The sequence below is a fragment of the Phocaeicola sartorii JCM 17136 = DSM 21941 genome, assembly GCF_054653615.1.
On the sequence record NZ_BAAIFW010000005.1, the window covers coordinates 3,288,254 to 3,310,568 of the forward strand.

25 protein-coding genes are annotated in these 22,315 nt (G+C 42.3%); 20 read left to right on the forward strand and 5 right to left on the reverse strand.

The annotated features are described in order from the left end of the window. Nucleotides 1-323: 323 nt before the first annotated feature. Genes ACYQ0C_RS13995 through ACYQ0C_RS14005 form a run of 3 tightly spaced genes read left to right on the forward strand, consistent with a single transcriptional unit; the run spans nucleotide 324 to nucleotide 4,984 of the window. Complete coding sequence (locus tag ACYQ0C_RS13995; RefSeq protein WP_016275982.1) at nucleotides 324-1,727, forward strand: undecaprenyl-phosphate glucose phosphotransferase; 1,404 nt, start codon at nucleotides 324-326, stop codon at nucleotides 1,725-1,727. Between the two features lie 45 nt (nucleotides 1,728-1,772). Continuing rightward, nucleotides 1,773-2,564 (forward strand): polysaccharide biosynthesis/export family protein, encoded by a 792-nt coding sequence (locus ACYQ0C_RS14000; RefSeq protein WP_016275981.1) that lies wholly within the window; start codon nucleotides 1,773-1,775, stop codon nucleotides 2,562-2,564. Between the two features lie 8 nt (nucleotides 2,565-2,572). Beyond that, nucleotides 2,573-4,984, forward strand: a complete 2,412-nt coding sequence (locus tag ACYQ0C_RS14005; protein ID WP_016275980.1) for a GumC family protein — start codon at nucleotides 2,573-2,575, stop codon at nucleotides 4,982-4,984. Between the two features lie 108 nt (nucleotides 4,985-5,092). Here ACYQ0C_RS14005 and ACYQ0C_RS14010 read toward each other — a convergent pair whose 3' ends face one another. From ACYQ0C_RS14010 to ACYQ0C_RS14020, 3 genes are read right to left on the reverse strand one after another with little or no spacing between them, the layout of a single operon-like run. Further along, the gene (locus ACYQ0C_RS14010; RefSeq protein ID WP_016275979.1) at nucleotides 5,093-5,542 is read right to left on the reverse strand and encodes an N-acetylmuramoyl-L-alanine amidase; all 450 of its coding nucleotides are present in this window, start codon (nucleotides 5,540-5,542) and stop codon (nucleotides 5,093-5,095) included. Beyond that, nucleotides 5,539-5,640: a smalltalk protein gene (locus ACYQ0C_RS14015; protein ID WP_016275978.1), complete on the reverse strand. Its 102-nt coding sequence runs from the start codon at nucleotides 5,638-5,640 to the stop codon at nucleotides 5,539-5,541. The genes ACYQ0C_RS14010 and ACYQ0C_RS14015 overlap by 4 nt, the downstream gene beginning before the upstream one ends. A 44-nt stretch (nucleotides 5,641-5,684) precedes the next feature. After that, complete coding sequence (locus tag ACYQ0C_RS14020; RefSeq protein WP_016275977.1) at nucleotides 5,685-6,113, reverse strand: HU family DNA-binding protein; 429 nt, start codon at nucleotides 6,111-6,113, stop codon at nucleotides 5,685-5,687. 203 nt (nucleotides 6,114-6,316) lie between these two features. Between ACYQ0C_RS14020 and ACYQ0C_RS14025 the strand changes: the two genes are divergently transcribed. Next, nucleotides 6,317-6,547, forward strand: coding sequence for a DUF4248 domain-containing protein (locus ACYQ0C_RS14025; RefSeq protein ID WP_016275976.1), 231 nt, complete (start codon nucleotides 6,317-6,319; stop codon nucleotides 6,545-6,547). A gap of 246 nt (nucleotides 6,548-6,793) precedes the next feature. Here ACYQ0C_RS14025 and ACYQ0C_RS14030 read toward each other — a convergent pair whose 3' ends face one another. Beyond that, entirely contained in the window at nucleotides 6,794-9,217 is a 2,424-nt protein-coding gene (locus tag ACYQ0C_RS14030) for a DUF3987 domain-containing protein (RefSeq protein WP_016275975.1), read from the reverse strand. Nucleotides 9,218-9,401: 184 nt separating this feature from the next. Beyond that, nucleotides 9,402-9,644, reverse strand: a complete 243-nt coding sequence (locus ACYQ0C_RS14035) for a hypothetical protein (protein WP_016275974.1) — start codon at nucleotides 9,642-9,644, stop codon at nucleotides 9,402-9,404. A gap of 308 nt (nucleotides 9,645-9,952) precedes the next feature. Here ACYQ0C_RS14035 and ACYQ0C_RS14040 point away from each other — a divergent pair, with 308 nt between their 5' ends. The 16 genes from ACYQ0C_RS14040 (at nucleotide 9,953) to ACYQ0C_RS14115 (ending at nucleotide 21,834) form a co-directional block, all read left to right on the forward strand. After that, nucleotides 9,953-10,453, forward strand: coding sequence for a UpxY family transcription antiterminator (locus ACYQ0C_RS14040; protein ID WP_016275972.1), 501 nt, complete (start codon nucleotides 9,953-9,955; stop codon nucleotides 10,451-10,453). A gap of 67 nt (nucleotides 10,454-10,520) precedes the next feature. Beyond that, the gene (locus ACYQ0C_RS14045) at nucleotides 10,521-10,811 is read left to right on the forward strand and encodes a nucleotidyltransferase domain-containing protein (RefSeq protein ID WP_016275971.1); all 291 of its coding nucleotides are present in this window, start codon (nucleotides 10,521-10,523) and stop codon (nucleotides 10,809-10,811) included. Continuing rightward, nucleotides 10,808-11,293 (forward strand): hypothetical protein, encoded by a 486-nt coding sequence (locus tag ACYQ0C_RS14050; RefSeq protein WP_016275970.1) that lies wholly within the window; start codon nucleotides 10,808-10,810, stop codon nucleotides 11,291-11,293. The genes ACYQ0C_RS14045 and ACYQ0C_RS14050 overlap by 4 nt, the downstream gene beginning before the upstream one ends. A 178-nt stretch (nucleotides 11,294-11,471) precedes the next feature. Continuing rightward, complete coding sequence (locus ACYQ0C_RS14055) at nucleotides 11,472-11,765, forward strand: nucleotidyltransferase family protein (RefSeq protein WP_016275968.1); 294 nt, start codon at nucleotides 11,472-11,474, stop codon at nucleotides 11,763-11,765. Next, complete coding sequence (locus tag ACYQ0C_RS14060; protein ID WP_016275967.1) at nucleotides 11,749-12,159, forward strand: HepT-like ribonuclease domain-containing protein; 411 nt, start codon at nucleotides 11,749-11,751, stop codon at nucleotides 12,157-12,159. Before ACYQ0C_RS14055 ends, ACYQ0C_RS14060 begins: the two co-directional genes overlap by 17 nt. A gap of 308 nt (nucleotides 12,160-12,467) precedes the next feature. Further along, nucleotides 12,468-13,250: a hypothetical protein gene (locus ACYQ0C_RS14065; protein WP_139015987.1), complete on the forward strand. Its 783-nt coding sequence runs from the start codon at nucleotides 12,468-12,470 to the stop codon at nucleotides 13,248-13,250. After that, the gene (locus ACYQ0C_RS14070; protein ID WP_016275965.1) at nucleotides 13,247-13,711 is read left to right on the forward strand and encodes a hypothetical protein; all 465 of its coding nucleotides are present in this window, start codon (nucleotides 13,247-13,249) and stop codon (nucleotides 13,709-13,711) included. Before ACYQ0C_RS14065 ends, ACYQ0C_RS14070 begins: the two co-directional genes overlap by 4 nt. An 11-nt stretch (nucleotides 13,712-13,722) precedes the next feature. Then, on the forward strand, nucleotides 13,723-14,694 hold the full coding sequence (locus tag ACYQ0C_RS14075; protein ID WP_016275964.1) for a hypothetical protein: 972 nt from the start codon (nucleotides 13,723-13,725) through the stop codon (nucleotides 14,692-14,694). Nucleotides 14,695-14,844: 150 nt separating this feature from the next. Beyond that, complete coding sequence (locus ACYQ0C_RS14080; RefSeq protein WP_016275963.1) at nucleotides 14,845-15,204, forward strand: hypothetical protein; 360 nt, start codon at nucleotides 14,845-14,847, stop codon at nucleotides 15,202-15,204. After that, on the forward strand, nucleotides 15,179-16,204 hold the full coding sequence (locus tag ACYQ0C_RS14085) for a PIN domain-containing protein (RefSeq protein WP_016275962.1): 1,026 nt from the start codon (nucleotides 15,179-15,181) through the stop codon (nucleotides 16,202-16,204). Before ACYQ0C_RS14080 ends, ACYQ0C_RS14085 begins: the two co-directional genes overlap by 26 nt. A gap of 10 nt (nucleotides 16,205-16,214) precedes the next feature. Further along, nucleotides 16,215-17,180: an acyltransferase family protein gene (locus tag ACYQ0C_RS14090; protein WP_016275961.1), complete on the forward strand. Its 966-nt coding sequence runs from the start codon at nucleotides 16,215-16,217 to the stop codon at nucleotides 17,178-17,180. 80 nt (nucleotides 17,181-17,260) lie between these two features. Then, a complete protein-coding gene (locus ACYQ0C_RS14095) occupies nucleotides 17,261-17,863 on the forward strand; it encodes an acyltransferase (protein WP_016275960.1) in 603 nt (200 codons plus the stop codon). Nucleotides 17,864-17,869: 6 nt separating this feature from the next. Next, nucleotides 17,870-19,012, forward strand: coding sequence for a polysaccharide pyruvyl transferase family protein (locus tag ACYQ0C_RS14100; RefSeq protein WP_016275959.1), 1,143 nt, complete (start codon nucleotides 17,870-17,872; stop codon nucleotides 19,010-19,012). A 4-nt stretch (nucleotides 19,013-19,016) separates the two neighbouring features. Next, entirely contained in the window at nucleotides 19,017-20,123 is a 1,107-nt protein-coding gene (locus ACYQ0C_RS14105) for a Coenzyme F420 hydrogenase/dehydrogenase, beta subunit C-terminal domain (protein ID WP_016275958.1), read from the forward strand. A 1-nt stretch (nucleotide 20,124) separates the two neighbouring features. Then, nucleotides 20,125-21,477 (forward strand): lipopolysaccharide biosynthesis protein, encoded by a 1,353-nt coding sequence (locus tag ACYQ0C_RS14110; protein WP_016275957.1) that lies wholly within the window; start codon nucleotides 20,125-20,127, stop codon nucleotides 21,475-21,477. A gap of 45 nt (nucleotides 21,478-21,522) precedes the next feature. Then, nucleotides 21,523-21,834, forward strand: a complete 312-nt coding sequence (locus ACYQ0C_RS14115) for an acyltransferase family protein (RefSeq protein WP_032941667.1) — start codon at nucleotides 21,523-21,525, stop codon at nucleotides 21,832-21,834. Nucleotides 21,835-22,315 lie beyond the last annotated feature (481 nt).

Here is a 22,315-nt window from a genome sequence, read left to right on the forward strand (position 1 = left end):
CCGGATTTTAATAAAAAAGGCCATATAAGGGATAAAAAGCAATAATAAGACGAACAATTATAAAGCGAGTGGGAATAAAAAAATGTGATAATACACATTACGTTTACCGCAGTTAACGCAATGTAACAAATTCATTCTTTTTCAAGCTGTTATCTATTGCTGAGATATAAAAACAGCCGAATCTTTATTATATAATTGATCCTTTAGTCCATTTTCCGTTACTTACAAAGTAACAGAATAGCATCAAAAAGAAAAAAAGCGACATCTTTATAGTACACCTAAAAGGAGCATTACATAAATCTGACATCAAAAAAAAATAACCTATGATACAAATCCGGAGATTCAACAACGTGCTAAAATTAGCAGTCATTTTAGGCGATTTAGTCATACTGAATATACTTTTCATCTCATTTAATTTAATATGGAACGAGTGGTTTGGGGAAAGAGCCTATAATGGTGCTTTACCCCAAATTCTAACTCTATTCAGTCTATGCTATTTTGTGTGTGCCCTCTCAGGAGGCGTCATACTGCACCGCCGGGGAACCCGTGCCGACCAAATCGTATTCCGGGTACTCCGCAATATCTTTTTTTTCTCTATCTTATCGACCAGTTTGCTGGTATTTTCCGAGTTTGAAATAGATTCCAAAAGGTTTTTCATCTATTATTTCATCCTGCTCACCGTCTGCATCACGGTCTATCGCCTGCTCTTCCGCTACATCATACAGCTATACAGAAGCCGTGGCGGCAATTTCCGTACCGTCCTCTATCTAGGAAGCACAGAAAACATAGCCGAACTTTACCACGAAATGACTTTCGACTCCACCTCCGGATACCGGGTACTGGGCTACTTCGACACGAACCCCAACGCCAAGTTCCCCGCCAGTTGCACCTATCTGGGAAAGCCGGAACAAGTCATCGCCTACCTGACACACAACAAAGTGAACCAGCTTTACTGCTGCCTGCCTTCGGCATTGAGCGCATACATCGTGCCGGTCATCAATTATTGCGAGAACAACCTGATCCATTTCTACAGCGTGCCCAATGTGCGCAACTATCTGCGCCACCACATGCATTTCGAAATGATGGGCAGCATCCCCATTCTCAGTATCCGCAAAGAGCCTTTGGGAAAAATAGAGAACAGACTGGCAAAACGTCTATTTGACGTGGTCTTCTCCCTGCTCTTCCTATGCACGCTGTTCCCCATCCTATTCCTTATAGTAGCGGTGGCCGTCAAGACCACCTCCCCCGGCCCCATATTCTTCCGACAGAAGCGCAACGGAGTGGACAACAAGGAATTCTGGTGCTACAAGTTCCGCTCCATGAAAGTAAACAAGGACTCGGACACCTTGCAGGCCACCCTCAACGACCCCCGAAAGACCCGGTTCGGCGATTTCATGCGCCGCACCAACATCGACGAACTCCCGCAATTCATCAATGTACTGCTGGGAGACATGTCCGTGGTAGGCCCGCGCCCCCACATGCTGAAACACACGGAGGAATACTCCCGCATCATCAATAAATACATGGTCCGCCACTTCATCAAGCCCGGCATCACAGGCTGGGCGCAAGTGACCGGATTCCGTGGCGAGACCCGGGAGCTGGAAGACATGGAAGGACGTGTGAAGGCCGATATATGGTATATGGAGCACTGGTCCGTCCTGCTCGACCTGTACATCGTGTACAAAACCGTGATAAACGCGCTCCGGAAGGACAAGAAAGCTTATTGAAAAAAGAATTAATAATTGAAAATCTAAAAATAACCAAGAGTCAAAATGAGAAGACTGAAATGTACCCTACTCGTGCTAGCCACACTGCTGCTATGCAGCTGCAACGCCTACAAGGAGGTGCCCTATCTGCAAGGATCCGAGTACCTGGACAGAACCCCTGAACGGACACCCCTGTACGACGCACACATCATGCCCAAAGATTTGCTGACCATTACAGTAAATACCAGCGACCCCGACGCCGCCATCCCCTTTAACCTGACGGTAGCCACCCCCATCACGGCAAACAGCAAGAGCCTGACCAGCCAGCCAGCACTGCAACAGTATCTGGTGGACAATAACGGAGACATCGACTTCCCCGTACTGGGAACACTGCATATAGGAGGACTCACCAAAAGTCAGGCGGAAAGCATGATCAAGGAGAAGCTGAAAGCCTATATCAAGGAAACCCCCATCGTGAATGTACGCATGGCCAACTACAAAATCTCCGTGATGGGAGAAGTAACCAGCCCCGGCACCTTCACCATCACCAATGAAAAAGTAAACATCATGGAGGCACTGGCCATGGCGGGAGACATGACCATATACGGACAGCGCGACCAGGTGAAACTGATCCGCGAAGACGCGCAAGGCAGCCGCCGGATCATCCCGCTGAACCTGAATGGCGCCGACATCATCTCGTCCCCCTACTACTACCTCCAGCAGAACGATGTGGTTTATGTCACCCCCAACAAGACCAAGGCCAGAAACGCGGGAATCAGCAACAGCACCACCATCTGGTTCTCGGTAGTGGGCACCCTCGTCTCACTGGTCAGCCTGATAGTAACCATTGCCAAATAAACAAACCTATGAAAGAAGATTTATACGACGAACTCTACCTGGAAGAGAAAGAAGAAAAGACCGATTTCAAGGAGATTCTTTTCAAATACGCCATCCACTGGCCCTGGTTCGCGGCCTGCATCCTGCTATGCATGGCAGGCGCCTGGCTCTACCTGCGCTATACCCCGCCGGTGTACAACATCTCGGCATCCGTCATCATCAAGGACAACGAAAAAAGCAGCAAGACGGGCACCGGCCTGGCCGACCTGGAGGATCTGGGATTCTATTCCTCCATCAGCAACTTTGACAATGAGGTGGAAATCCTGCAATCGCGCACGCTGATCAAGAAAGTGGTGGAAGAACTCGACCTCTACATCAGCTATGCGGCAAAAGGCCGTTTCCACGACATCGAGCTTTACAAAAACGCTCCGGTCAAAGTATGGATCACCCCCGAGGAAGCCCAGAAACTTCCTGCACCGGCGCACATAAACCTGACCTTGCAGCCAGGCAACAAACTGGATGTGACCATTCGGATAGGAGAACAGGAATACAGCAAGCAATTCGACAAGCTGCCCGCCCTGCTCACCACCCCGTCGGGAACTTTCAGTTTCAACCCCACGGACTCCACCACCGTAAAAAACACACAGGAAATCATCGCCACGGTCTCCTCCCCCCGCAGCGTGGCGGGCGGTTACCGGGGAGCGCTGAGCATAGAGCCTACCTCCAAGTCCACCACCATCGCACAAATCACCGTGCAGAGCACCCATACGCAACGCGGCATGGACTTCCTCAACAAACTGGTGGAAATCTACAACCGTGACGCCAACGACGACAAGAACGAAGTGGCCACCAAGACCGCGGAATTCATTGACGCGCGCATCAAAATCATCAACGGCGAACTGGGAACCACCGAACAGGAACTGGAAACCTTCAAGCGCGATGCCGGACTGACCGACCTGAAAAGCGACGCCCAACTGGCACTGAGTGAAAATTCGGAATACGAAAAGAAACGCGCCGAGAACAGCACCCAGCTCCGTCTGGTACAATTCCTGGCCAACTACGCCAACAATCCGGATCACGCCTACGAAGTACTCCCGGTCAATGTAGGCTTGACGGACACCGGACTGACCGAGCTGATAAACCGCTACAACGAAATGCTGCTGGAACGCAAGCGCCTGCTCCGCTCCTCGCAGGAGAACAACCCGGTGGTGGTCAACCTGGACGCCAGCATCCGCGCCATGCGCAGCAATGTGCAGACCACCATCAACAGCGTGCAGAGAGGGCTGTCCATCACCCAGGCGGATCTGGAACGCCAGGCTGGGAAATATGCCGGACGCATCACCAGCGCACCGGGACAGGAACGCCAGCTGGTGAGCATCTCGCGCCAGCAGGAAATCAAGGCGGGACTTTACCTGATGCTCCTGCAAAAGCGCGAGGAGAACGCCATCACCTTGGCATCCACCGCCAACAACGCCCGCATGGTAGACGAAGCACTGGCAGACGCCATCCCCGTATCGCCCAAAGGAAAGATGATCTATCTGGTGGCACTGATACTGGGAATCGCCCTGCCGGTGGCCGTGATCTATATCATCGAACTCTTTAAATACAAGATAGAAGGACGCGCCGATGTAGAGAAAATCACCTCCCTACCCATCATCGGCGACATACCGCTTTCCGAAGACAAGCCCTCGAAGGGAGCCATCGTGGTACAGGAAAACCAAAACGACCTGATGGCCGAAACCTTCCGTAATATACGTACCAATGTGCTTTATATGATGAAGCATGACGAGAAAGTGATCCTGCTCACCTCCACCACTACGGGAGAAGGCAAAACCTTCACCGCCTCCAACCTGGCGGCGAGTCTGGCCTTGCTGGGAAAGAAAATCGTGATCGTGGGGCTGGATATCCGCAAGCCGGGACTGAACAAGGCTTTCCTGCTGTCGCACAAGGAACAAGGCATCAGCCAGTTTCTGGCCGATCCGGAACATACCGACCTGATGTCGCTGGTACAGGTTTCCACGATCAACCCCCACCTGTACATTCTGCCCGGAGGCCCTATCCCGCCCAACCCGACCGAACTGGTGGCACGCGATTCCCTGCCCCAGGCCATCGGAATACTGAAGGAACACTTTGACTATGTCATTCTGGACACCGCCCCCATCGGCATGGTGACCGACACCCAGCTGATTGCCCGGGTGGCCCATGTCAGCATCTACGTATGCCGGGCAGACTATACCCATAAAGCCGATTATACCTTGATAAACGAGCTGAGCGAACAGAAAAAACTGCCCAACTTGTGTACCGTCATCAACGGACTGGACATGAAGAAAAAGAAGTACGGATATTATTATGGATACGGCAAGTATGGCAAGTATTACGGCTATGGAAAAAAATATGGCTACGGCTATGGATACGGTGCGGGAAATGTAAATAAAAAATAAATTCATTATTCATTACATAATAAGACAAGACTGATTCTCTTCCTAAAATGTTAATATTTTAACAATAACAGAAAAGAACCAGTCTTGTCATGCATTTATGTATAAGTATTATTTACTATACATTTCTTTCGACACATCAAAGCAGGGACACTGCTTCACCCACTCTTCAGGCTCTATCTCGCCATTTCCGTCCGCATCCGGGCTCAAATCCCGGTGACCACAGACCCTGCAACCGGGATAATCCGCCAGCAGCACCCTGACCAGCACACGCAGCGAATGTTTCTGCCACACCGTCCGCGTATCTGCCGGGCGACCGCTCTGACTGATCCCCCCTTCATAACAGATTCCGATGCTCCGCGCATTGTATCCGCGCGCATGCGCTCCGACTTTCTCGACAGGACGGGTCATTTTTATATCCCCGTTCTTACGGATATAGAAATGATATCCGGGCCCGTTCATCCCCCGCCGGCGGTGGCACACCTCCAGATCGTGTTCGGTGAAGTCCCTGTCCGCCCTTGTGGCGGAACAGTGGACAACTATCAGATCAACCGCCCTCATCCTCCTACACAAGAGCTTACTCCTACCACACCCGCAATGGCCGTAGCCACTGCAATCACTACCTTCAAGATAGTACTCCAAATAGATTTACCTTTCATCTTAGCGTTCTTTTTAAAAAATTAAACATCTGTCCGTCCTACACTCAGGCAGGCTTTTGCTCCTCTTTCGCCTTTACCGGCAACTTATCCACCTTGGTGTATTTCAGCGCTGCCAGAATGCCACGCAGCGCAATACCCGGACGGAAATTGATACGCGCTTTCCGGATCATTGCCACATCATACGTATCCTCCGCATCCGCGCCGATGCCGCTCAGACCTATCTGGAAAGTGCCCAGATCGGCAAGCCGCACAATCTCGCCCCCTTCCAGCGCCTCCATAATCACATCTTCCAAAGCCACAAGCACCGCCATCACATCCGCACGCGTCACCGTACAGGTTTTCTGAATACGATCCGCCATTTCGCGAATCTCCACATGCCCGTTGGACTGAGCCTGTGCATAAAACTTAGGCGCCGCATCCTGATCAAACGGATTGTTACGCTTTACCACCGAGTAAGAAACTGTTCTTGCCATTTTGTTTGAATTTAGAATGAATAATTAAAAAATTGATTACACCACAAAGATACCACAAGCCGGAAGCATACTGTCGGCATTTGAGGAGCATCGTAGAACCTCGTAGGGAAATGTAGAAAAATGTCGAGAATTACTTACATATAAAATAGGAGAACAGGTATATTTTCCTTATCTTTACAGTACAATCAAAAGAAAGAAAAGACATGATTCAAGAAGAAAAAGCATTTATTATCAAAGCGTACGACAAAGCGGAACTGGCAGAACTATACAGCCCCGGACGAACCGCCGCGGCAGCCTTGCAAACCCTGTATCGCTGGATGCAGAGGAATATGCCGCTGCAGAAGGAATTGAATGAGGCCGGCTACAACAAATACCGCCACAGTTTTCTGAAACACGAAGTGGCCATCATCGTGAAACATCTGGGAGAACCCTAGAAATAACTGTTCATTCAAAAAGACCTTGTTGTTCTCAGAAAAGGTCTTGTTCTTTTCAAAAAAGCTCCTGTTCTTTTTTTCAAAGACCTTGTTGTTTTTTTCAAAGACTTTGTTGTTTCCGGAAAAGCTCCTGTTGTTTTCAGGAAAGAGGTGTTTTATACCCAAAAGTCCCTGCTGCCATTAAAGGTAACAGGGACTTTTTCACTTACCCCCAAGGTCCAAAGGGTCCAGGGTCCATCTAGGTGGTTATCTGGCCCCCGAACGGCCTGTTTTCCGATATTTAGCACCCTCTTTTTCAACCAGATGACACTCTACCAAACGCGATAAATAGCGTTTGGCCGATGAACGGGATATCCCCAGCTCTATGGCAGCCGCCACCCACTCCGAATAAGTAAATTCACGGTGCAGACTTCGCAAGACGGGACGCACCTTGAAAAACTCGCTCAGCGGCTTCAGCGCTTTGGCGGAATCATCCATAGAAGTGGAAAGCAACAGGCTGTGATTCAGCAACACCCCCGTAATCTGCATCGCTGTACGGAAATCCTCGCCCGAACAAGTCCATTCCGAAGTATTCCATTGTGGCTCACACTTGCGCAACGCTGTCAGTACCATGGCCACACGCGACGCTATCAGTCCGTGACGCAGCACAATGGCCCCCGGAGAATCATCGTCCTCCGCCACCACCTCTCTGAGGTATGTGCGGAAGCATTCCTCATGTTCCTTCCATTGCTCTTCAGTGAACACTACCTCGGTGGGCGATCCCGAAAGGAAAATGAACATACGAAGCAACTCCCGGCTCATCTCCTTGAAATAAGCACGCATATCCAGCCGGCCTTTGCCGGGATTGGCCGACCTATACTCCCAGGAAGCCTGCCCTACATAGAAAGCCACACGGCTGTACATGCCATTCTCCAAGGAAGAGATGAACTTATGCAACTGTGCCGGAGTGCCCGAGGCGCATAGCGCGAAGTGGGGATCAGGAACGACAATACTCCGATGGTCCACTTTGAAATAAGACCCCACCTCCTCGTGCTGGAAAGCGGCACGCATCACATCGTCATGCTTCCCACATTCCTGATACATGGCCGAACTCACCATATCCAGTTCGGGAGCGTTCATCACCACACCGACAGGTCCGCCTGCCTCCAGAGCCAGTATCAGCTGACTCTTCGAGATATTGGGAGACACCTTCAAGATACGCTCCACCGGCGGTTCGGGGCATTTGTCCAGATCGGGCACCCGTTTTTCCTGAACGGCCAGCCGTTCTTCCAGATTCCACTTCAGCAGCTTCTGCTTATACTCGCGGGCATCCTTCTTGTTCAACCCGTCGTAATACTCCTGAATGGCTCCGGGCAGAAGAGCGGCCAGCTGCATCACTCCCTTTCCCCTGCCCGAACCGGCCAGAGCCACCAGATAAAGGTCGGCAGAATAAAGCAACCCTCCATAGTTCATCCTCACCCCCGGCAGACAACCGCTGATGTTGGTAATCATGGAGAGCAACAAAATATCCCTTTCACGCCGATTGCGGACATGCGCCAAGCCACGCTTCAGGAAGTCAGGCAGACGGTCGAACAACTCATCGGGCAGGTACGAAACCTCACGACGCAATTTATTAGATTCAAACGCCTCTTCCTCAGCGTCTTCACTATCCTTGCCGGGACCAGATAACCACCTAGATGGACCCTGGACCTTGTGGACCCCGGAAAACGGCTTTTCGGGGGGCGCAGTCACGTCGGCATAACGGTATCCGGAGTCGATGCGCGGAGGGATGTCCGTGGCGGCACAGTCCTTGCCGGCCAGTCTTTCCACGGCCAGTTCCTCCAGTCGGGACAACTCCTGCTCATCCAGCCCCTTGTAACGGGCCACGCGTCCCAGTTTCAGCAGGAACTCGTTCTTCTTGCCATCCATAAAAGGATTGTGCGCCAAAAACTCGTTGAAGAAAGTGACGAGGAGTCCCGAAGCCGGAGTCCGGGGGCCGGACACCTCTGCCTCTGTCGGGGAAGCTCCCTCTTTCAGAGAATCCCCCTCCGTTCTTCGTCCGCTTCCGCCAGTCTTCACCTTTAATTCTTTCAGAATCTCCTCCACCTTTCCGGGGTGCTCCGCCACAAACCGGCGCCAGGGAAACACTTCGGTGCCCGGGCGGAAAAAAGCCTCCGGATCGTATGACGCGAAGCAGGGCCGGGTGGGATTCTTGCAACTCATGTCGCAAGGAAAAGCCAGAATCTGAGTTATATGCCATGCCACGACAGCGTATGCCAGACGATATTCGTCGGCATTCTCCGCCTCGATACGCACCACGAACTTCAGCCCGTCATGCGAGACACTGCGCCAGGCAGCCTTCACCCAGCCGACCCCTTTCAAAATCTGCCAGAATTCCGGTATGCGGCCATGCGAATGATCCACATCGAACATACTGTCCCCACTCCACTGATCCAGATTTCTTTCGGCATGTCTGCCTTTGCAACGACCTGCAATCACCATCGCCGCTAATTTTCTCTTTAACTTCTTGGCCTCCACATCCTTGCCTTCGGCCATCAGCCGCTGATAGTCTTCGGTTTGCGCTTTCCAACGCTCGCTGCGTATGTATCCCACAAAATCTTCCAGACTCATCTCTATGGAATGTTCATCGAACACCGAGAAGTAAAAAGAACATAAATCGGTATAAACCATTTATTTATCGGTTTAAATTATCAAAAGGAAGGATTTTCCTTCCACAATGGGAGCAAAGTTACAGTGCAAATCCACGCCATCAAAAGTTAAAATTGTACACTTGCAAAAAACAAAAACCTGTAAACCAGACATTTGACAGATTGGAAGTGTACAAAAAAGAGGAGGTGCGGAATTTAACGTATTTTTATCCTTCAGGCTTTCCCGTATCCTTCTCTTTTCCCTTGCCCTTTCTTTTCTCTTTTCCTTTCTCCTGTCTTTTCTCCTTTCCTTTTCCCAGGTCCTTCTCTCTTTTCTTCCTTTCCTTTTTCTCTTTCTCCTTCCTCCGTTCAAACTCATTTATATCCGCCAAGGTAACTTTGCAGATATGTTTCAGTACCCTCATCTCCTCATCAGTATATCCCACTCCCGACAGGCGATAAATCTCCATCAGCTTTTCCAGTTCGTAGAAGAACTGTAATCTGCCATGATTTTTCTCATAAATTTTAATTTTTCCATCATGTTAATATCAATTAAAATAAAAAGTTGCAAAAGTAAAAATAAAAATGTTATTCCCATTATTTTTTTCATTTTTTGAGAACAAATAGTTTGTTATCGTAAAATATTGTCTATATTTGCATCAAAAATGAACACAAGCTTACCTGAGGAATGTCACAGGTAACAGCGTAGCGTGCCATAAAGGCATCATTTCTTTCATTTATCAGAACAATCTAACATTACCCCCCTCTTCCCCCGAACATGAAAAAATGGCTAGTGGCGTATGTCCGCCTCCACCACGAGAAGAAGACAGCCGAGCGGCTGACTGCAATGAACATAGAGAACTTTCTGCCCATACAGGAAGAAATCCGCCAATGGACTTACCGGAAGAAGAAAATAGAACGGGTGGTGATCCCCATGATGATTTTTGTCCACGTGAATGCCGCGGAACGTTCGCAGGTACTCACCCTGTCGGCCGTGAGCCGGTATATGGTGCTGCACGGCGAGCATGCCCCGGCAGTGATTCCGGACGAACAGATGGAACGTTTCAAATTTATGCTGGACTACAGCGAAGAGGCGGTGGAGATATGCGCCTCCCCCCTGTCGCCCGGCGAATGGGTGAAGGTGGTGAAAGGACCACTGACCGGATTTGAAGGGGAGCTGGTGGAGATGAACGGAAAGACCAAGGTGGTGGTGAGGCTGGAGTTGCTGGGATGCGCGGGAGTGGATATGCCGGTGGGGTTTGTGGAGAAGGTGAAATAAGCAAGGCGGACGCTAGGAAATGTGAAGGGGAATTTGTAGCTTTGCGGTGAGAAAGGAGAATAAATGCATGCGTTTGCAACCTAAAGAAATACAGACCATCATCCAAGTAGCCAAAGAAATTTATGGTGAAACCGTGAAAGTGTACCTCTTCGGTTCCCGTCTGGATGACGAAAAGCGCGGAGGAGACATTGATTTATTAATCCGCAGCACAGGAGAAAAGAAAGGCGTATTGGCACGCATCCGCATGGTCGCACGCCTGAAGATGCTTTTGGGCGACCAAAAGATTGATATCATCGGTGATCATGAGGACTCACCGGTAGTGCAGGAAGCTTTAAAAAACGGAATACAGCTGACATGACAGAGAAGAAAAAAGAAATAACAGAACGCCTGGAACGGGAATTTGAGGTATGCGACAAGCATATCCTTCGTATCAACGAGGCTCTTGAAGGATTAGGAGTCAGTATTCCCATGTCTGCGGATTGCTATTCCAATCTGAATGCAGAACAAGTCCGCTGCATAGACCAATTCATATTCCGCTTTTCCAAATTGCAGGACGCCATGGGGGCAAAAATATTCCGCTACATCTTGGAATACCTGGACGAAGACATCAAAGCACTTCCTATGCGTGACATTCTGAATCGTCTGGAACGTTATCTTATTATTCCAAGTGCCGATGAATGGACTTATATACGGGAGCTGAGAAATGAGATTTCACACGATTATCCCTTACTTGAAACAGATGTTGCCGGCATTTTGAATGAACTGTTTTCCAAAACAGATATACTATTTGGTATTTACAATAAATTGAAAAACGTCTTCAATGACAACGGACACGCTTAATCTGTTGATACAGACTATTCTTCCCAACGCTTCTTTTCCTTTTCCGGAACACGAACTTCGAAGCGAAGTTACCGGGAAGAAGCAAACGCACCAGGAAATAAGCAAGGCGGACGCTAGGAAATGTGAAGGGGAATTTGTAGCTTTGCAAAAATTAGGTTCTTGAATAATTCAAGCAGACATGAAAAGTACAACGGAAATCATTCATATACTAAAAAGATTCAAGCAAGAGTCCGCCCACAAATACGGAATCAAGTCTTTAGGTATATTCGGATCATTTGCCAGAAACCAACAAGATGAAGCAAGTGATTTGGATGTCTTTGTCACCCTGCAAGAACCAGACTTCTTCACTTTAGAAAAAATCAAAGAAGAATTGGAACAACTGATCCATTTCAAGATTGACATAGTCAATTTCAGAGATTCATTACGAAATTCTTTCAAACAAAATATTCTGAAAGATGCGATCTACATCTAAAAATATAGTAATAGAATATTTAGAGTTGATGATTGAAAAATCGCAATTAGTAATAGAACGTAATCGGTCTATTGTCAATGTTCACGATTTTTTGTCCTCTCCTGAAAGAATGGAAAAGTTTGATGCCGCCTGTATGCTTGTACAGGTTATAGGTGAGACAGCCAAAAAGGTAGACGATTGGACTGCCTCCCAACTACTTTGCCATTATCCACAGGTGTATTGGAGAGGTGTATTTGGATGTAGAAATATTATATCACATGAATATGGAAATGTTGACCCACAACAAATTTTCAATATTATCAAAAAGCACTTACCGGAATTGATAAGTTGTGTACAACTCATTATTGATGATTTAAGGAACAACAAACACGATTCATTGTTTAAAGCCCAATAAATAAGCCTCCGATTACTCGGAAACTCTCATATCCCGACTTTCAGAAAACACAAAATGAATCGCGTAAAAGATGTAAACATAAAACATAGAATAAGAGCATTCATACACCTTGTCGTAAAACGCATACTGTTACACAGAATATGGAAATACGGAATTGGAATAGCTATATTATCAGGAATTTGTATTCAGACTTTTCACCTTTACAAAAAGATCACACGCACCCCAGAGTGGCATTATACTATAGAGTTGGAAAAATCTGATAACATACGGATAGATTCGATGGGTATAGAATTCATCTTCCCCAGTATATGGAAAAACACAAGACAGGAAAGAAAAAAAAATCACCTGAAAAAGAAGTTATTCCACCCGACAACTATTTGAATCTAAGATTCACCTACGGAGTTCGAGGAAATAAAATAATGGAGAGCCAGCCATACAAATTTTACTTATCAGACCAATGGATACTGGAAGGCGTTTACGGATATACAAAACAAAAAATTACATTTGAAAATAATATCAAAACCCCAATCAAGAAAAAATCAATATTGACGAAAAACAAACAATATGGAACATCAATATGGCACTATGACAAAATAGAAAGCACAGATCCGACAATCTCACAAGATATGTCTCAATTCATAGATTTAGAATATACTCTTTATCGTGAAAAAGTAAACCAATACAAAGATTATTTTGAGATTTGTAACGAAATGCACCTTTCCTATCCACTAAATATATGGGCTCCTTATGATATGTCAAAAATATGTCTGAGACTAAAATTCAATGGAACGTTCATAAAAGACCTATGTAAATCCATTGACATCAAATTCGGGATTCCAGTGGAACTGACAAATACACATCCTCTGCCAGAAGATAATACATTTTCGGAAATAAGATATGCCAAGTCTACATCGTGGGAGAAAATCAATCAAAACGGAATCAGCACCATTGTCAACTTCATCTCCTACGCTCCTTTACAGGAATCAAGGGTATTCATTCTGACGACCCTTATCACCTTGTGTATTTCCGGCATCATAACCCTTGTCATCAGATTGACATACTTCTATATTCAAAGCATTTACAATTCATGAAATATACAAAAATAACATATTGTAAAGCAATAATATTGGGGGGAATTATCGGAGTGACAGCCTTCTTTTGCGGCATCCTGACAGGATATGGCTTCTATAAAGAAAACAGATTAATCAACGATCCGTTTTCCTTGCAAATTTTTCCGTATTCCAGCGCATCCATAAATCCTGCAAAGATAGAGATCATCAAACGAAAAGAGAAAAATGGAACTGTAGAACTGGAAGCAATGGTAAAGAATAAAAAATTACTGGAAGAATTGTCTCCATTACAAATTATCATATTAAAAGGAACCGGTCACAAAAAAGAAATCATATCCAGATCCCGACATCTCCTTCATTTCGGCAAAAACAAGATAAAGATAAAAACATATCCTTCCTGTCATATTGAAGTAGGATACTTCAGAAAAGAAGACCTATACCAAGCGAAGCCCCTCATATTCTATTCAAAAACTTTTTATTAACACACAAAAAAATGAGACAGAGAAGAAGCTATATTATTATTATTATCATTATCTTTACATTGGGTGTTATAGCCGGATATTTCATCCGTCAAAACAAATATCATGCCCTATTTCCCAATGATTACAAATTCAACCGCCAATCGTCTAGTTATACCATTATGGAAACTGATTCCAATTTTATCAAAATACATCAGCCACAAACCACAAGAAATGGAATTGAGTTTAAGATTGATGTATTAGAACCGGACTTTATTCCAAACATCTCACCACTTGTCGTTTTTATAGACAAACAAGAAAAGAGAGACCGAGAATATTTTTATGACTTAAATTTCATCCGTAACAAAATACTCATAAGAAACTCCGATATAAATAAAGAAAATTCGATTCTCCGAATCGGCTATTATAAATATGAAGACATATATTCATCGAAAAAATGTCACTTTTATTGCCGAAGCTACGAAATACAGAAAAAACAAGAGAAGATTTTTTGGATAGCACGGTATACAAAAGACGATCCGATAAGAAAAGACGGACAAATAATTTTTCACACCGTAGTTGAAGTGGAAATGCCCTCATACGTTTACGGTTACGATATAGATGAGACATTCAATGGATTCAAAGACAATAATAACACTCCACTTTCAGGTTACAACTTCCTCAAGCTGAAAAACGGATCATCATACTCAGGTAACTTGAGCAAGGGGTATTTTGAAGGAGAAGGCATCTTTGTCGATTCTCTATTAAAAAAAACTTATACAGGAAACTTTACCCAAGGAACTTTAAAACGCGACAGTATAATAAATGGTTCCCGAGTGGTGAAAATTACCGAATATCCATTGCTTTCTATCAAATATCCGGTTGACCATAAATATAGAGAAGAATTATACCAAACTAATAGTGTTACTATAAAAAGAACATCTTATTACTATAGTCCTGCCGGGAATTACAAAAAAGAAGAATCACTAAGGGGAGAAGATGAATGATGAGGATTCTGATATAAGTCAACATACGCTCCTAAGGCATTTCTAGTATAAAAAGCAATCGTTAATGTTAAAATTGAAATCATTCTTGACGGTAAATAACCGATAATTAATATATATAAATAAAAGACAGTTAGCGCTTACTACTTACACATGGAAGAAAAGAACCGTTATTTTATCAGCAGAAAGTCAATCTATGACTATGCCATGCTTTTGCATCTCCCCCAACCGGATGATTCCGTCAGGACTGTATTGGTAAAAGTGAAAAACAATGAAGATATCAACATTTATCCGGCTGATACTACGGAGGGAAGAAAAGGAGTATTGGATTTTCAAAAATCATGGTCATCACCTGACTTTGAATATTTTGAAAAAGAATTCAACCAGCTTATAATGCCTCCTACGGTTACGGACAAAATGCCGGAAGTGATAAAAAGAATCGCGGATGAGACGGGATGTTCTGTCGAAGATATAAATAAGATGCTATATGGGAAAAGATATAATTTTTATTGATACAAACGTTTTTATATCCGAGCACTACTTTTTGAAGAAAAACCGGATAACAACCTTATGTAATCTGGCAGCCAAATCACGTATCAACATTTTGATGCCGGAAATCATCAAAAAAGAAATAGCGCATCATATCCAAACAGATATGCGACATGCCTTTAATGCAGTAACAGACAAGGGAAACTGTGTATTGAAACATGACGAAAGATACGACCAATATTGCAATACAAGTTCCAAAAAAGAAATGGACAAGATAGCTTCCACATCATTAGAAGCATTCCTCACTCATTCCAACACCTACATATTAGGCTACGATTATTGCACAGATGTAGATATTATATTTGGTAAATACTTTAGCAAAGAAAAGCCCTTTGGTGAGGGGAAAAAGAAAGATGAATTTCCTGATGCTTTCGCACTTTTAGCTCTCGAAACATATTGTAAAAAAAACAAACTTCCACAAATCATCGTTCTATCACAAGACGGTGATATGAAGAAATACAACAGTCCCTACCTAAAAGTAATAGAATACAAAGCATACGTAAGTCAAAAATTGGCTGAAGATACGGAACTGACTTCTTTAGAATCACAATTAGAAAGTATGATTCCTCTTTGGACAAAAGATTGGGAGGATAGCATTCTTAAAACTCTTGATGATGAAAGTCTATACGCCCCCATTTGTGGGTTCTCCGATATTTCGGATATAGATATTACAGCATGTGAAGTATCCGCAAACCCATCCCAATATTACATAATAGAGAATACAGAAGAGTTCTTATCAGTGGAAATCTACCCGACAGTAGAATTTCAAGTAAAAGTACGCCATCAAGACTTGGATTATGGATATTATGATAGTGAGGATCATTGCTGGTATGGAGATGTATGGAGTACAAAAGACATTAAATCTTCCGCAAACATCAAAGTCACATTGAACTTTCAAAAAGAGGGTAGCTATTTGGATATTGAAGATGTTGATTTGGAAGAAGTGTTACATAGATTGGAATAAAAAAAGTAGCATGAAAAATTCAACTCAAAGTCCACAAAGATTAGAATATATCGACCTAGCCAAAGGTATTGGTATTATTTTAGTTGTAATCGGTCACAGTATCAATGGTCACGGGATAACAGGACATTATATCAGCTCATTCCATATGCCCTTATTTTTCCTGTTATCAGGACTATGCTTCAACGATTCACGATACCCCAAATTTACACCTTTCTTTAAAAAAAGGATTCGGACATTACTGCTACCATGCCTATATTTTACTTGTATTATGCTTGTGTTATCAGCATTGCTCATGCCCGATTACTATCCTCTAAAAAGCTTAACATATAAGTTACCCAATGCTTATTGGTTTATATTTATTCTTTTCTTAAGTGAACTATTCTATTTCATTATCAATAGAACAGCAACCAATCTGAAAGGAAAAATATTGCTGATGATTGGATGCCTCTGCGTTAGCGGCTTTCTCCATCATAAAGACATAGTATTACCTTACAATATTTGCAGCGTATTCATAGCCATATTTTTTTATGGTACAGGGCATTTATTAAAAGATACAATCAATAAGAAAATAACCACCGTTCACAAAAAAAGATGGATAATCATTTTACTTGCGATTCCTGCCATTTCTGTATTCTTCACAAAAAAATCGCTGGATTTGAGTAGTAACACTATCCCCCATCCAGAGATATATTATATCATCATAGCTTTTATCGGAATAACAGGTATCTTAACTCTGTGCCACTTTTTCTCTCAGCAAGAAGGAAAAAGCAAACAATTCATATTATATATAGGGAAAAGTACACTTGTCATATTGATGATGCACATGTTTTTTATTTCACTTTGCTCTCATTATATCATGCCGTTCATTGAAAACAAGCTTATGTATAAGCTTCTCGAACAGAGTATTATGTGGGTATTATTATTTGCCATTATTCGATTTATAAATACAAAAGCTCAATGGCTTATAGGGAAATAAGAAAAAACCGACAATATGGGACAATGATACCTTTATGAGATTATAGTCATATAACAAACATATTTTATCATTCAAAAAAGATGCAAGACAATCGTACTTTATACGAACGGAATGTTCAAGACCGTAGCCGTTTACGCTACCTGCTAGGCCTTATTATCCGTTGGAAACAAAACTTTAAATATGCACGTGCACGAAGAATTGCACGTAAACGCGGAGCAAGCATCGGAGAAGGTGTCATTATGCCTTTGGAGCTGGCAAAAAAAGTAAACAGTAACTTGTCTGTGGGTAGCCATACCTCTATCCAAACGGGTAAACTGGATATGCGTTCACCCATTACAATAGGCAACCATGTAATCATAGGAAGTGGCACAGAAATAATCACAACCTCACATAATATAGATTCACCGGACTGGGAACATAAAAATTATGGTATCACTATTGAAGATTACGCTTGGATTCCAACCAATGTTCTTGTATTACCTAGTTGCAGGAAAATAGGCTATGGAGCGGTAGCGGGAAGCGGAAGCGTAGTGGTAAAGAATGTGGAACCTATGTCTGTGGTCGGTGGCAATCCGGCTAAAGAATTAAAGAAAAGGAAATGCGTACACTCTAGTCTTATAGTGGAGTCGTTATTGGGTGGGGATTACGAAGTCTATCGGAAAACTTGGGAAAAAAGAAATTAGAAATATATGAAAATAGCAATTACCACTTGGCATGAAGGTCCTAATGCCGGAACTTTTTTCCAATGTTACGGCCTTTACCACTATCTAAAAAATAGAAACCATGATGTAACAGTAATAGATTATATCCATCAACCAGACGACATACTGAATCGTGGTTTTATGTACTATTTTACTCAATTAATTCCATTAATAAAAAACAAAATAAATAGAAACAAGAAAAGAAAGGAAGAAGCTATTCTAACTAAACAGTTTGCTAACGAAATTCGAAAAAGAGATGAACGGGTATCAAAATTCTGGCAAATGATTCTATTTACCAACCGAATTACAACGCAAGCGGACTTTGATAAATTAAATGATAAATTTGATGCTTTTATTGTAGGCAGTGACCAAGTTTGGAATGCAACAATGTTAAATCGCAGATATTTTTTGGATTACGTCAAACCAGGTAAAATAAAAGCCGCATTCGGTCCAAGTGTAGGAGTAGGTTCTGTACTACCTACACAACGCAAAGCGTATAAAACTTATGTCAAAGATTTCAATTTAGTTGCGGTTCGAGAAAAATTACTTTGTGACATTTTAAATGAAGAATTACCTCATATTAAAGCCAAACACCTACTTGATCCATCTATGTTGATTCCTCGCGAAGAATATCTAAAAATGGCAAAACTTCCAGAAGGTATCGAAGCAGGAAGCTACCTATTATGCTATTTCGCCCCAAACACAAAACATCAAGAAGAAGTAGTCCGAAAATATGCTAAAGAAAAAAATTTAAGAATTGTAGTAATGGCTATGTTTGGTTATTCATGGACTATGAAAAATGATATAATTATATGTCCAGATCCATCCGAGTTTCTAGGTCTTATTTCAAATGCAGCAGCTGTTTTTACAAGTTCATTTCATTGTACCATATTTTCTATATTATTTCATCGCAATTTGTTTGTATTTGAACGAAAACAACTAAGTAAATCAGCTGATATAAACCAGCGTTATACTGAACAACTATCAACTTATGGAATAACTCACCGATATATTCCATGGGGACAAAGTTTAAATGACGAAATCCTTAAGCCAATAGATTATAATCATGTAGAGAATATTTTTCAACTACGTTTATCAGAAAGTAAAAAGTTCTTAAATCAACTATTTTAAGTAAATGAAAGCTATTGATATTTGTAGAAGAAAGGATTGCAGCGGTTGCGAAGCCTGTTTTAATATTTGTCCTCACGATGCGATTACAATGAAAGCAGATTGGAGAGGATTCCTTTATCCTCAAATAGACGCAAACAAATGCGTAGATTGTAAACTATGCTCTAAAGTCTGCCCTTCAAATAAAGCACGTACTACTTTTCACTTCCCCTATTCAATGGTATTTGTAGAACGAAATCAAAAGTATCTTGCTCAAGCAAGTAGTGGAGGTGCTTTTGGTGTAATGGCTCGTTATGTTATCAATCAAGGAGGAATGGTTTTTGGATGCACAATGGACAATGAGTATAATATCCGCTTCATCGGAATTGATTCCATTGAAGAGTTGCAGAAATTAAATGGTTCAAAATACGTACAAAGTTATGTAGGTGATATTTACCGAAAAGTAAAAAAAATCCTTAAAGCCAACAGAATTGTTCTGTTTTGTGGCTGTCCATGTCACGTAGCTGGTTTAAAGTCTTACCTTCAACATGAATATAATAAACTCATAACAATGGATTTAATATGTCATGGAGTACCAAGCCAACCATATTTCAAAGCATACGTAATAGACCTGTTATCCCAGAAGAAACAAGACTTCACAACATTCCGATTTAGATATAAGCCGGAATATAAACGTGATAAAGAAGATAGCTCCAAAGTCCTTGTAGGCTTTTATAACAAGGATTATTATATGACTTATTTTTTATGGGGAAAATGTTATCGAGACAGTTGTTATCGTTGCCGTTTCGCCGGTGGACAGCGCCCAGCAGATTTTACAATAGGAGATTTTTGGAATAATAAGAATGCCCAATTGCCAATAAATGTAGAAAAAGGATCTTCCTTGGTGTTATTTAATACTGATAAATCACAGCACTTTAAAGAACTTTTTAAAGAAAATGGTTCGTGCATAGAACTTGAATCACTAGAACAGGCTATAGGTAAAGATGGTGGCCAACTGGCACATCCATGTCATAATGATTTTCGAAGCAAATTAATGTATGTACTTTACAAACTATTCGGAGTAAAAGGTCCTAAAACACTCTTTGCACTTGAATGTTTAAGATGTAAGATATAATATGGGAATAACCAAAGGTATCATAAACAACGGCCTTGCCAATATCGCTCAAAAAATAATACGCATATTTGACCAACTTCTGTTAGTTCCTTTTTTTCTTACCACATGGGGAGCAGAATATTATGGCGAATGGCTCACCTTAAGCATTGTTCCCAGCATATTGGCTTTTTCTGATTTAGGTTTTGGCTCTGCCGTATGTAATAGTTTTGTTTTAGCTTACGCATCGGACAACAAACAACAAGCTGTTAATCTATATAAAAGTGGTTTTTGGGTTATTACGTCCACCGTATTGTTAGGGACTATACTGACAGCTTCCATTATCATGATAGGTGACTATGCCGGCTGGTTCTCCAAATCAGTCATTGCTGCAAGTGATGCGATAATGGCTGTAACCATGATGATGGCGTCTAAACTGATCTTATTTTATACACAGTTAGCAGAAGGCTTTTATAGAGGTGCACGCAAAGCTGCTACTGGAAGTTTCTTAGGATCAGGAAATAACTTATTGAATATTATTGTCAGCATTATTATTTTACATGCAGGCTGCGGCATTGTCGGTTTTGCTCTATCTCATCTATTAATTGCTATATGTTATACTGCACTATATTGGATCATAGGACGAAAGATGATTTCTTTTGATGGTTTGAAAGGAAAAGTAAAACGCAATGATATTCAAATGATTACAACCAAAGGTATAGGATATTTGGCCACACCAGTCTGGCAAAGCATCTATTTTCAAGGTACTACATTTGTAGTCCGTATTATACTAGGTGCAGAGGCCGTTGCTGTATTCAATACAGTACGTACAGTATGTCGTTCAGTGAATCAAATATTCAGCATTATTAATGCTGCGATTTTTCCAGATCTCCAATTTGAATACGGGCGCGGTAATCTGCCCTTGGTTCAAAAGCTATTCCGCATAGCTGTTGATATTTCTATTATAATCGGTTTTATTGGTGCCTGTATCCTTTGTATCATCGGGTTGGACTTATACAACTGGTGGACACAGAATGCACTGTCTGTAGATAAGACTGCGTGGAATATTTTCATGATAGGGGTATTTATGAATGCAGTTTGGTGGACTAGCGTCGTATCTTATCGAATGACCAACCAGCCTAAACATTTTGCCATAGCCAGTACATCAATGGCATGTCTCACGATATTAGTTTGTTACACTGCATCTAAAGCATGGGGCTTCAATGGAGCAGCATTGGCAACCACTCTTTTTGAAACAGCGATGGCTATATATATACTTCCTGATTCTTGCAAATTGTTAGGAATGAAAATAACGGATTTATTCAGGTTTCGCAATGATTATCATATCCTGTCAGAGAAAATAAAAAATCATAGCTAAAGTATACTATAAAGTTTACGAGTAATCAGACAAATATCATAGATAATGAAAGTCACTAATACTAAATCCAGAAACATATATTTTGATCTCCTCAAAGGAATAGCAATAATTCTAGTTGCGTATGGACATGTTTTACAAACATTCAACTCAGACTGGGAATCCTCGAGTATAGGGAAAACTATATATGCATTTCATATGCCATTATTTATGCTTATAAGTGGATATTTTTTTTATCCGAGTGTTCAAAAAACAGATATGACACACTTTATAAAGAAACGCTTTATACATCTATACTTGCCAAGTTTGATATGGGGACTATTTTCCTGTTTTCTAATAGGGGGGGGGCAAATTATTTAGCTCACAGCATCTCGATTTTAAATACTTTATCGATTTAATATTAACAGGAGCATGGTATCTTACTCTATTATTTATTTTGCAGATAACAGGTGCAGTGATAGAACGATTTTATTCCAAATATAAATATATTGCTTGGGGATGTGTTTATTTGATGATTTATGTCGCTCCCCAATTATGGATGATGCGTGAACTAAAATATCTTATGCCTTTTTTTGTTACCGCAATAGCACTAAGGAAATACGATTGGAGTAAATGTTCTTATAAGATAGGAGTTTTATTTTTATTGATATTCATAGCTACAATGAAAGTCTATACATTTGAACATTCAATGTATCGAATGCCTGATAGCATTTTTACAACAGACTATCATTCATCAGCTTTTATACGTTTTATAGCAGGATTGAGTGGAAGCATTTGTATTATATGGTTAACAAGCTATTTACAAAATATTAAAAATATTACTATTTTAATTGCGAAGATA

Coding starts and splice junctions, on each gene's coding strand:
- ACYQ0C_RS13995 (WP_016275982.1), top strand. CDS start 324: ATGATACAAATCCGGAGATTCAACAACGTGCTAAAATTAGCAGTCATT.
- ACYQ0C_RS14000 (WP_016275981.1), top strand. CDS start 1,773: ATGAGAAGACTGAAATGTACCCTACTCGTGCTAGCCACACTGCTGCTA.
- ACYQ0C_RS14005 (WP_016275980.1), top strand. CDS start 2,573: ATGAAAGAAGATTTATACGACGAACTCTACCTGGAAGAGAAAGAAGAA.
- ACYQ0C_RS14010 (WP_016275979.1), bottom strand. CDS start 5,542: ATGAGGGCGGTTGATCTGATAGTTGTCCACTGTTCCGCCACAAGGGCG.
- ACYQ0C_RS14015 (WP_016275978.1), bottom strand. CDS start 5,640: ATGAAAGGTAAATCTATTTGGAGTACTATCTTGAAGGTAGTGATTGCA.
- ACYQ0C_RS14020 (WP_016275977.1), bottom strand. CDS start 6,113: ATGGCAAGAACAGTTTCTTACTCGGTGGTAAAGCGTAACAATCCGTTT.
- ACYQ0C_RS14025 (WP_016275976.1), top strand. CDS start 6,317: ATGATTCAAGAAGAAAAAGCATTTATTATCAAAGCGTACGACAAAGCG.
- ACYQ0C_RS14030 (WP_016275975.1), bottom strand. CDS start 9,217: ATGGTTTATACCGATTTATGTTCTTTTTACTTCTCGGTGTTCGATGAA.
- ACYQ0C_RS14035 (WP_016275974.1), bottom strand. CDS start 9,644: ATGGAGATTTATCGCCTGTCGGGAGTGGGATATACTGATGAGGAGATG.
- ACYQ0C_RS14040 (WP_016275972.1), top strand. CDS start 9,953: ATGAAAAAATGGCTAGTGGCGTATGTCCGCCTCCACCACGAGAAGAAG.
- ACYQ0C_RS14045 (WP_016275971.1), top strand. CDS start 10,521: ATGCGTTTGCAACCTAAAGAAATACAGACCATCATCCAAGTAGCCAAA.
- ACYQ0C_RS14050 (WP_016275970.1), top strand. CDS start 10,808: ATGACAGAGAAGAAAAAAGAAATAACAGAACGCCTGGAACGGGAATTT.
- ACYQ0C_RS14055 (WP_016275968.1), top strand. CDS start 11,472: ATGAAAAGTACAACGGAAATCATTCATATACTAAAAAGATTCAAGCAA.
- ACYQ0C_RS14060 (WP_016275967.1), top strand. CDS start 11,749: ATGCGATCTACATCTAAAAATATAGTAATAGAATATTTAGAGTTGATG.
- ACYQ0C_RS14065 (WP_139015987.1), top strand. CDS start 12,468: ATGGAAAAACACAAGACAGGAAAGAAAAAAAAATCACCTGAAAAAGAA.
- ACYQ0C_RS14070 (WP_016275965.1), top strand. CDS start 13,247: ATGAAATATACAAAAATAACATATTGTAAAGCAATAATATTGGGGGGA.
- ACYQ0C_RS14075 (WP_016275964.1), top strand. CDS start 13,723: ATGAGACAGAGAAGAAGCTATATTATTATTATTATCATTATCTTTACA.
- ACYQ0C_RS14080 (WP_016275963.1), top strand. CDS start 14,845: ATGGAAGAAAAGAACCGTTATTTTATCAGCAGAAAGTCAATCTATGAC.
- ACYQ0C_RS14085 (WP_016275962.1), top strand. CDS start 15,179: ATGGGAAAAGATATAATTTTTATTGATACAAACGTTTTTATATCCGAG.
- ACYQ0C_RS14090 (WP_016275961.1), top strand. CDS start 16,215: ATGAAAAATTCAACTCAAAGTCCACAAAGATTAGAATATATCGACCTA.
- ACYQ0C_RS14095 (WP_016275960.1), top strand. CDS start 17,261: ATGCAAGACAATCGTACTTTATACGAACGGAATGTTCAAGACCGTAGC.
- ACYQ0C_RS14100 (WP_016275959.1), top strand. CDS start 17,870: ATGAAAATAGCAATTACCACTTGGCATGAAGGTCCTAATGCCGGAACT.
- ACYQ0C_RS14105 (WP_016275958.1), top strand. CDS start 19,017: ATGAAAGCTATTGATATTTGTAGAAGAAAGGATTGCAGCGGTTGCGAA.
- ACYQ0C_RS14110 (WP_016275957.1), top strand. CDS start 20,125: ATGGGAATAACCAAAGGTATCATAAACAACGGCCTTGCCAATATCGCT.
- ACYQ0C_RS14115 (WP_032941667.1), top strand. CDS start 21,523: ATGAAAGTCACTAATACTAAATCCAGAAACATATATTTTGATCTCCTC.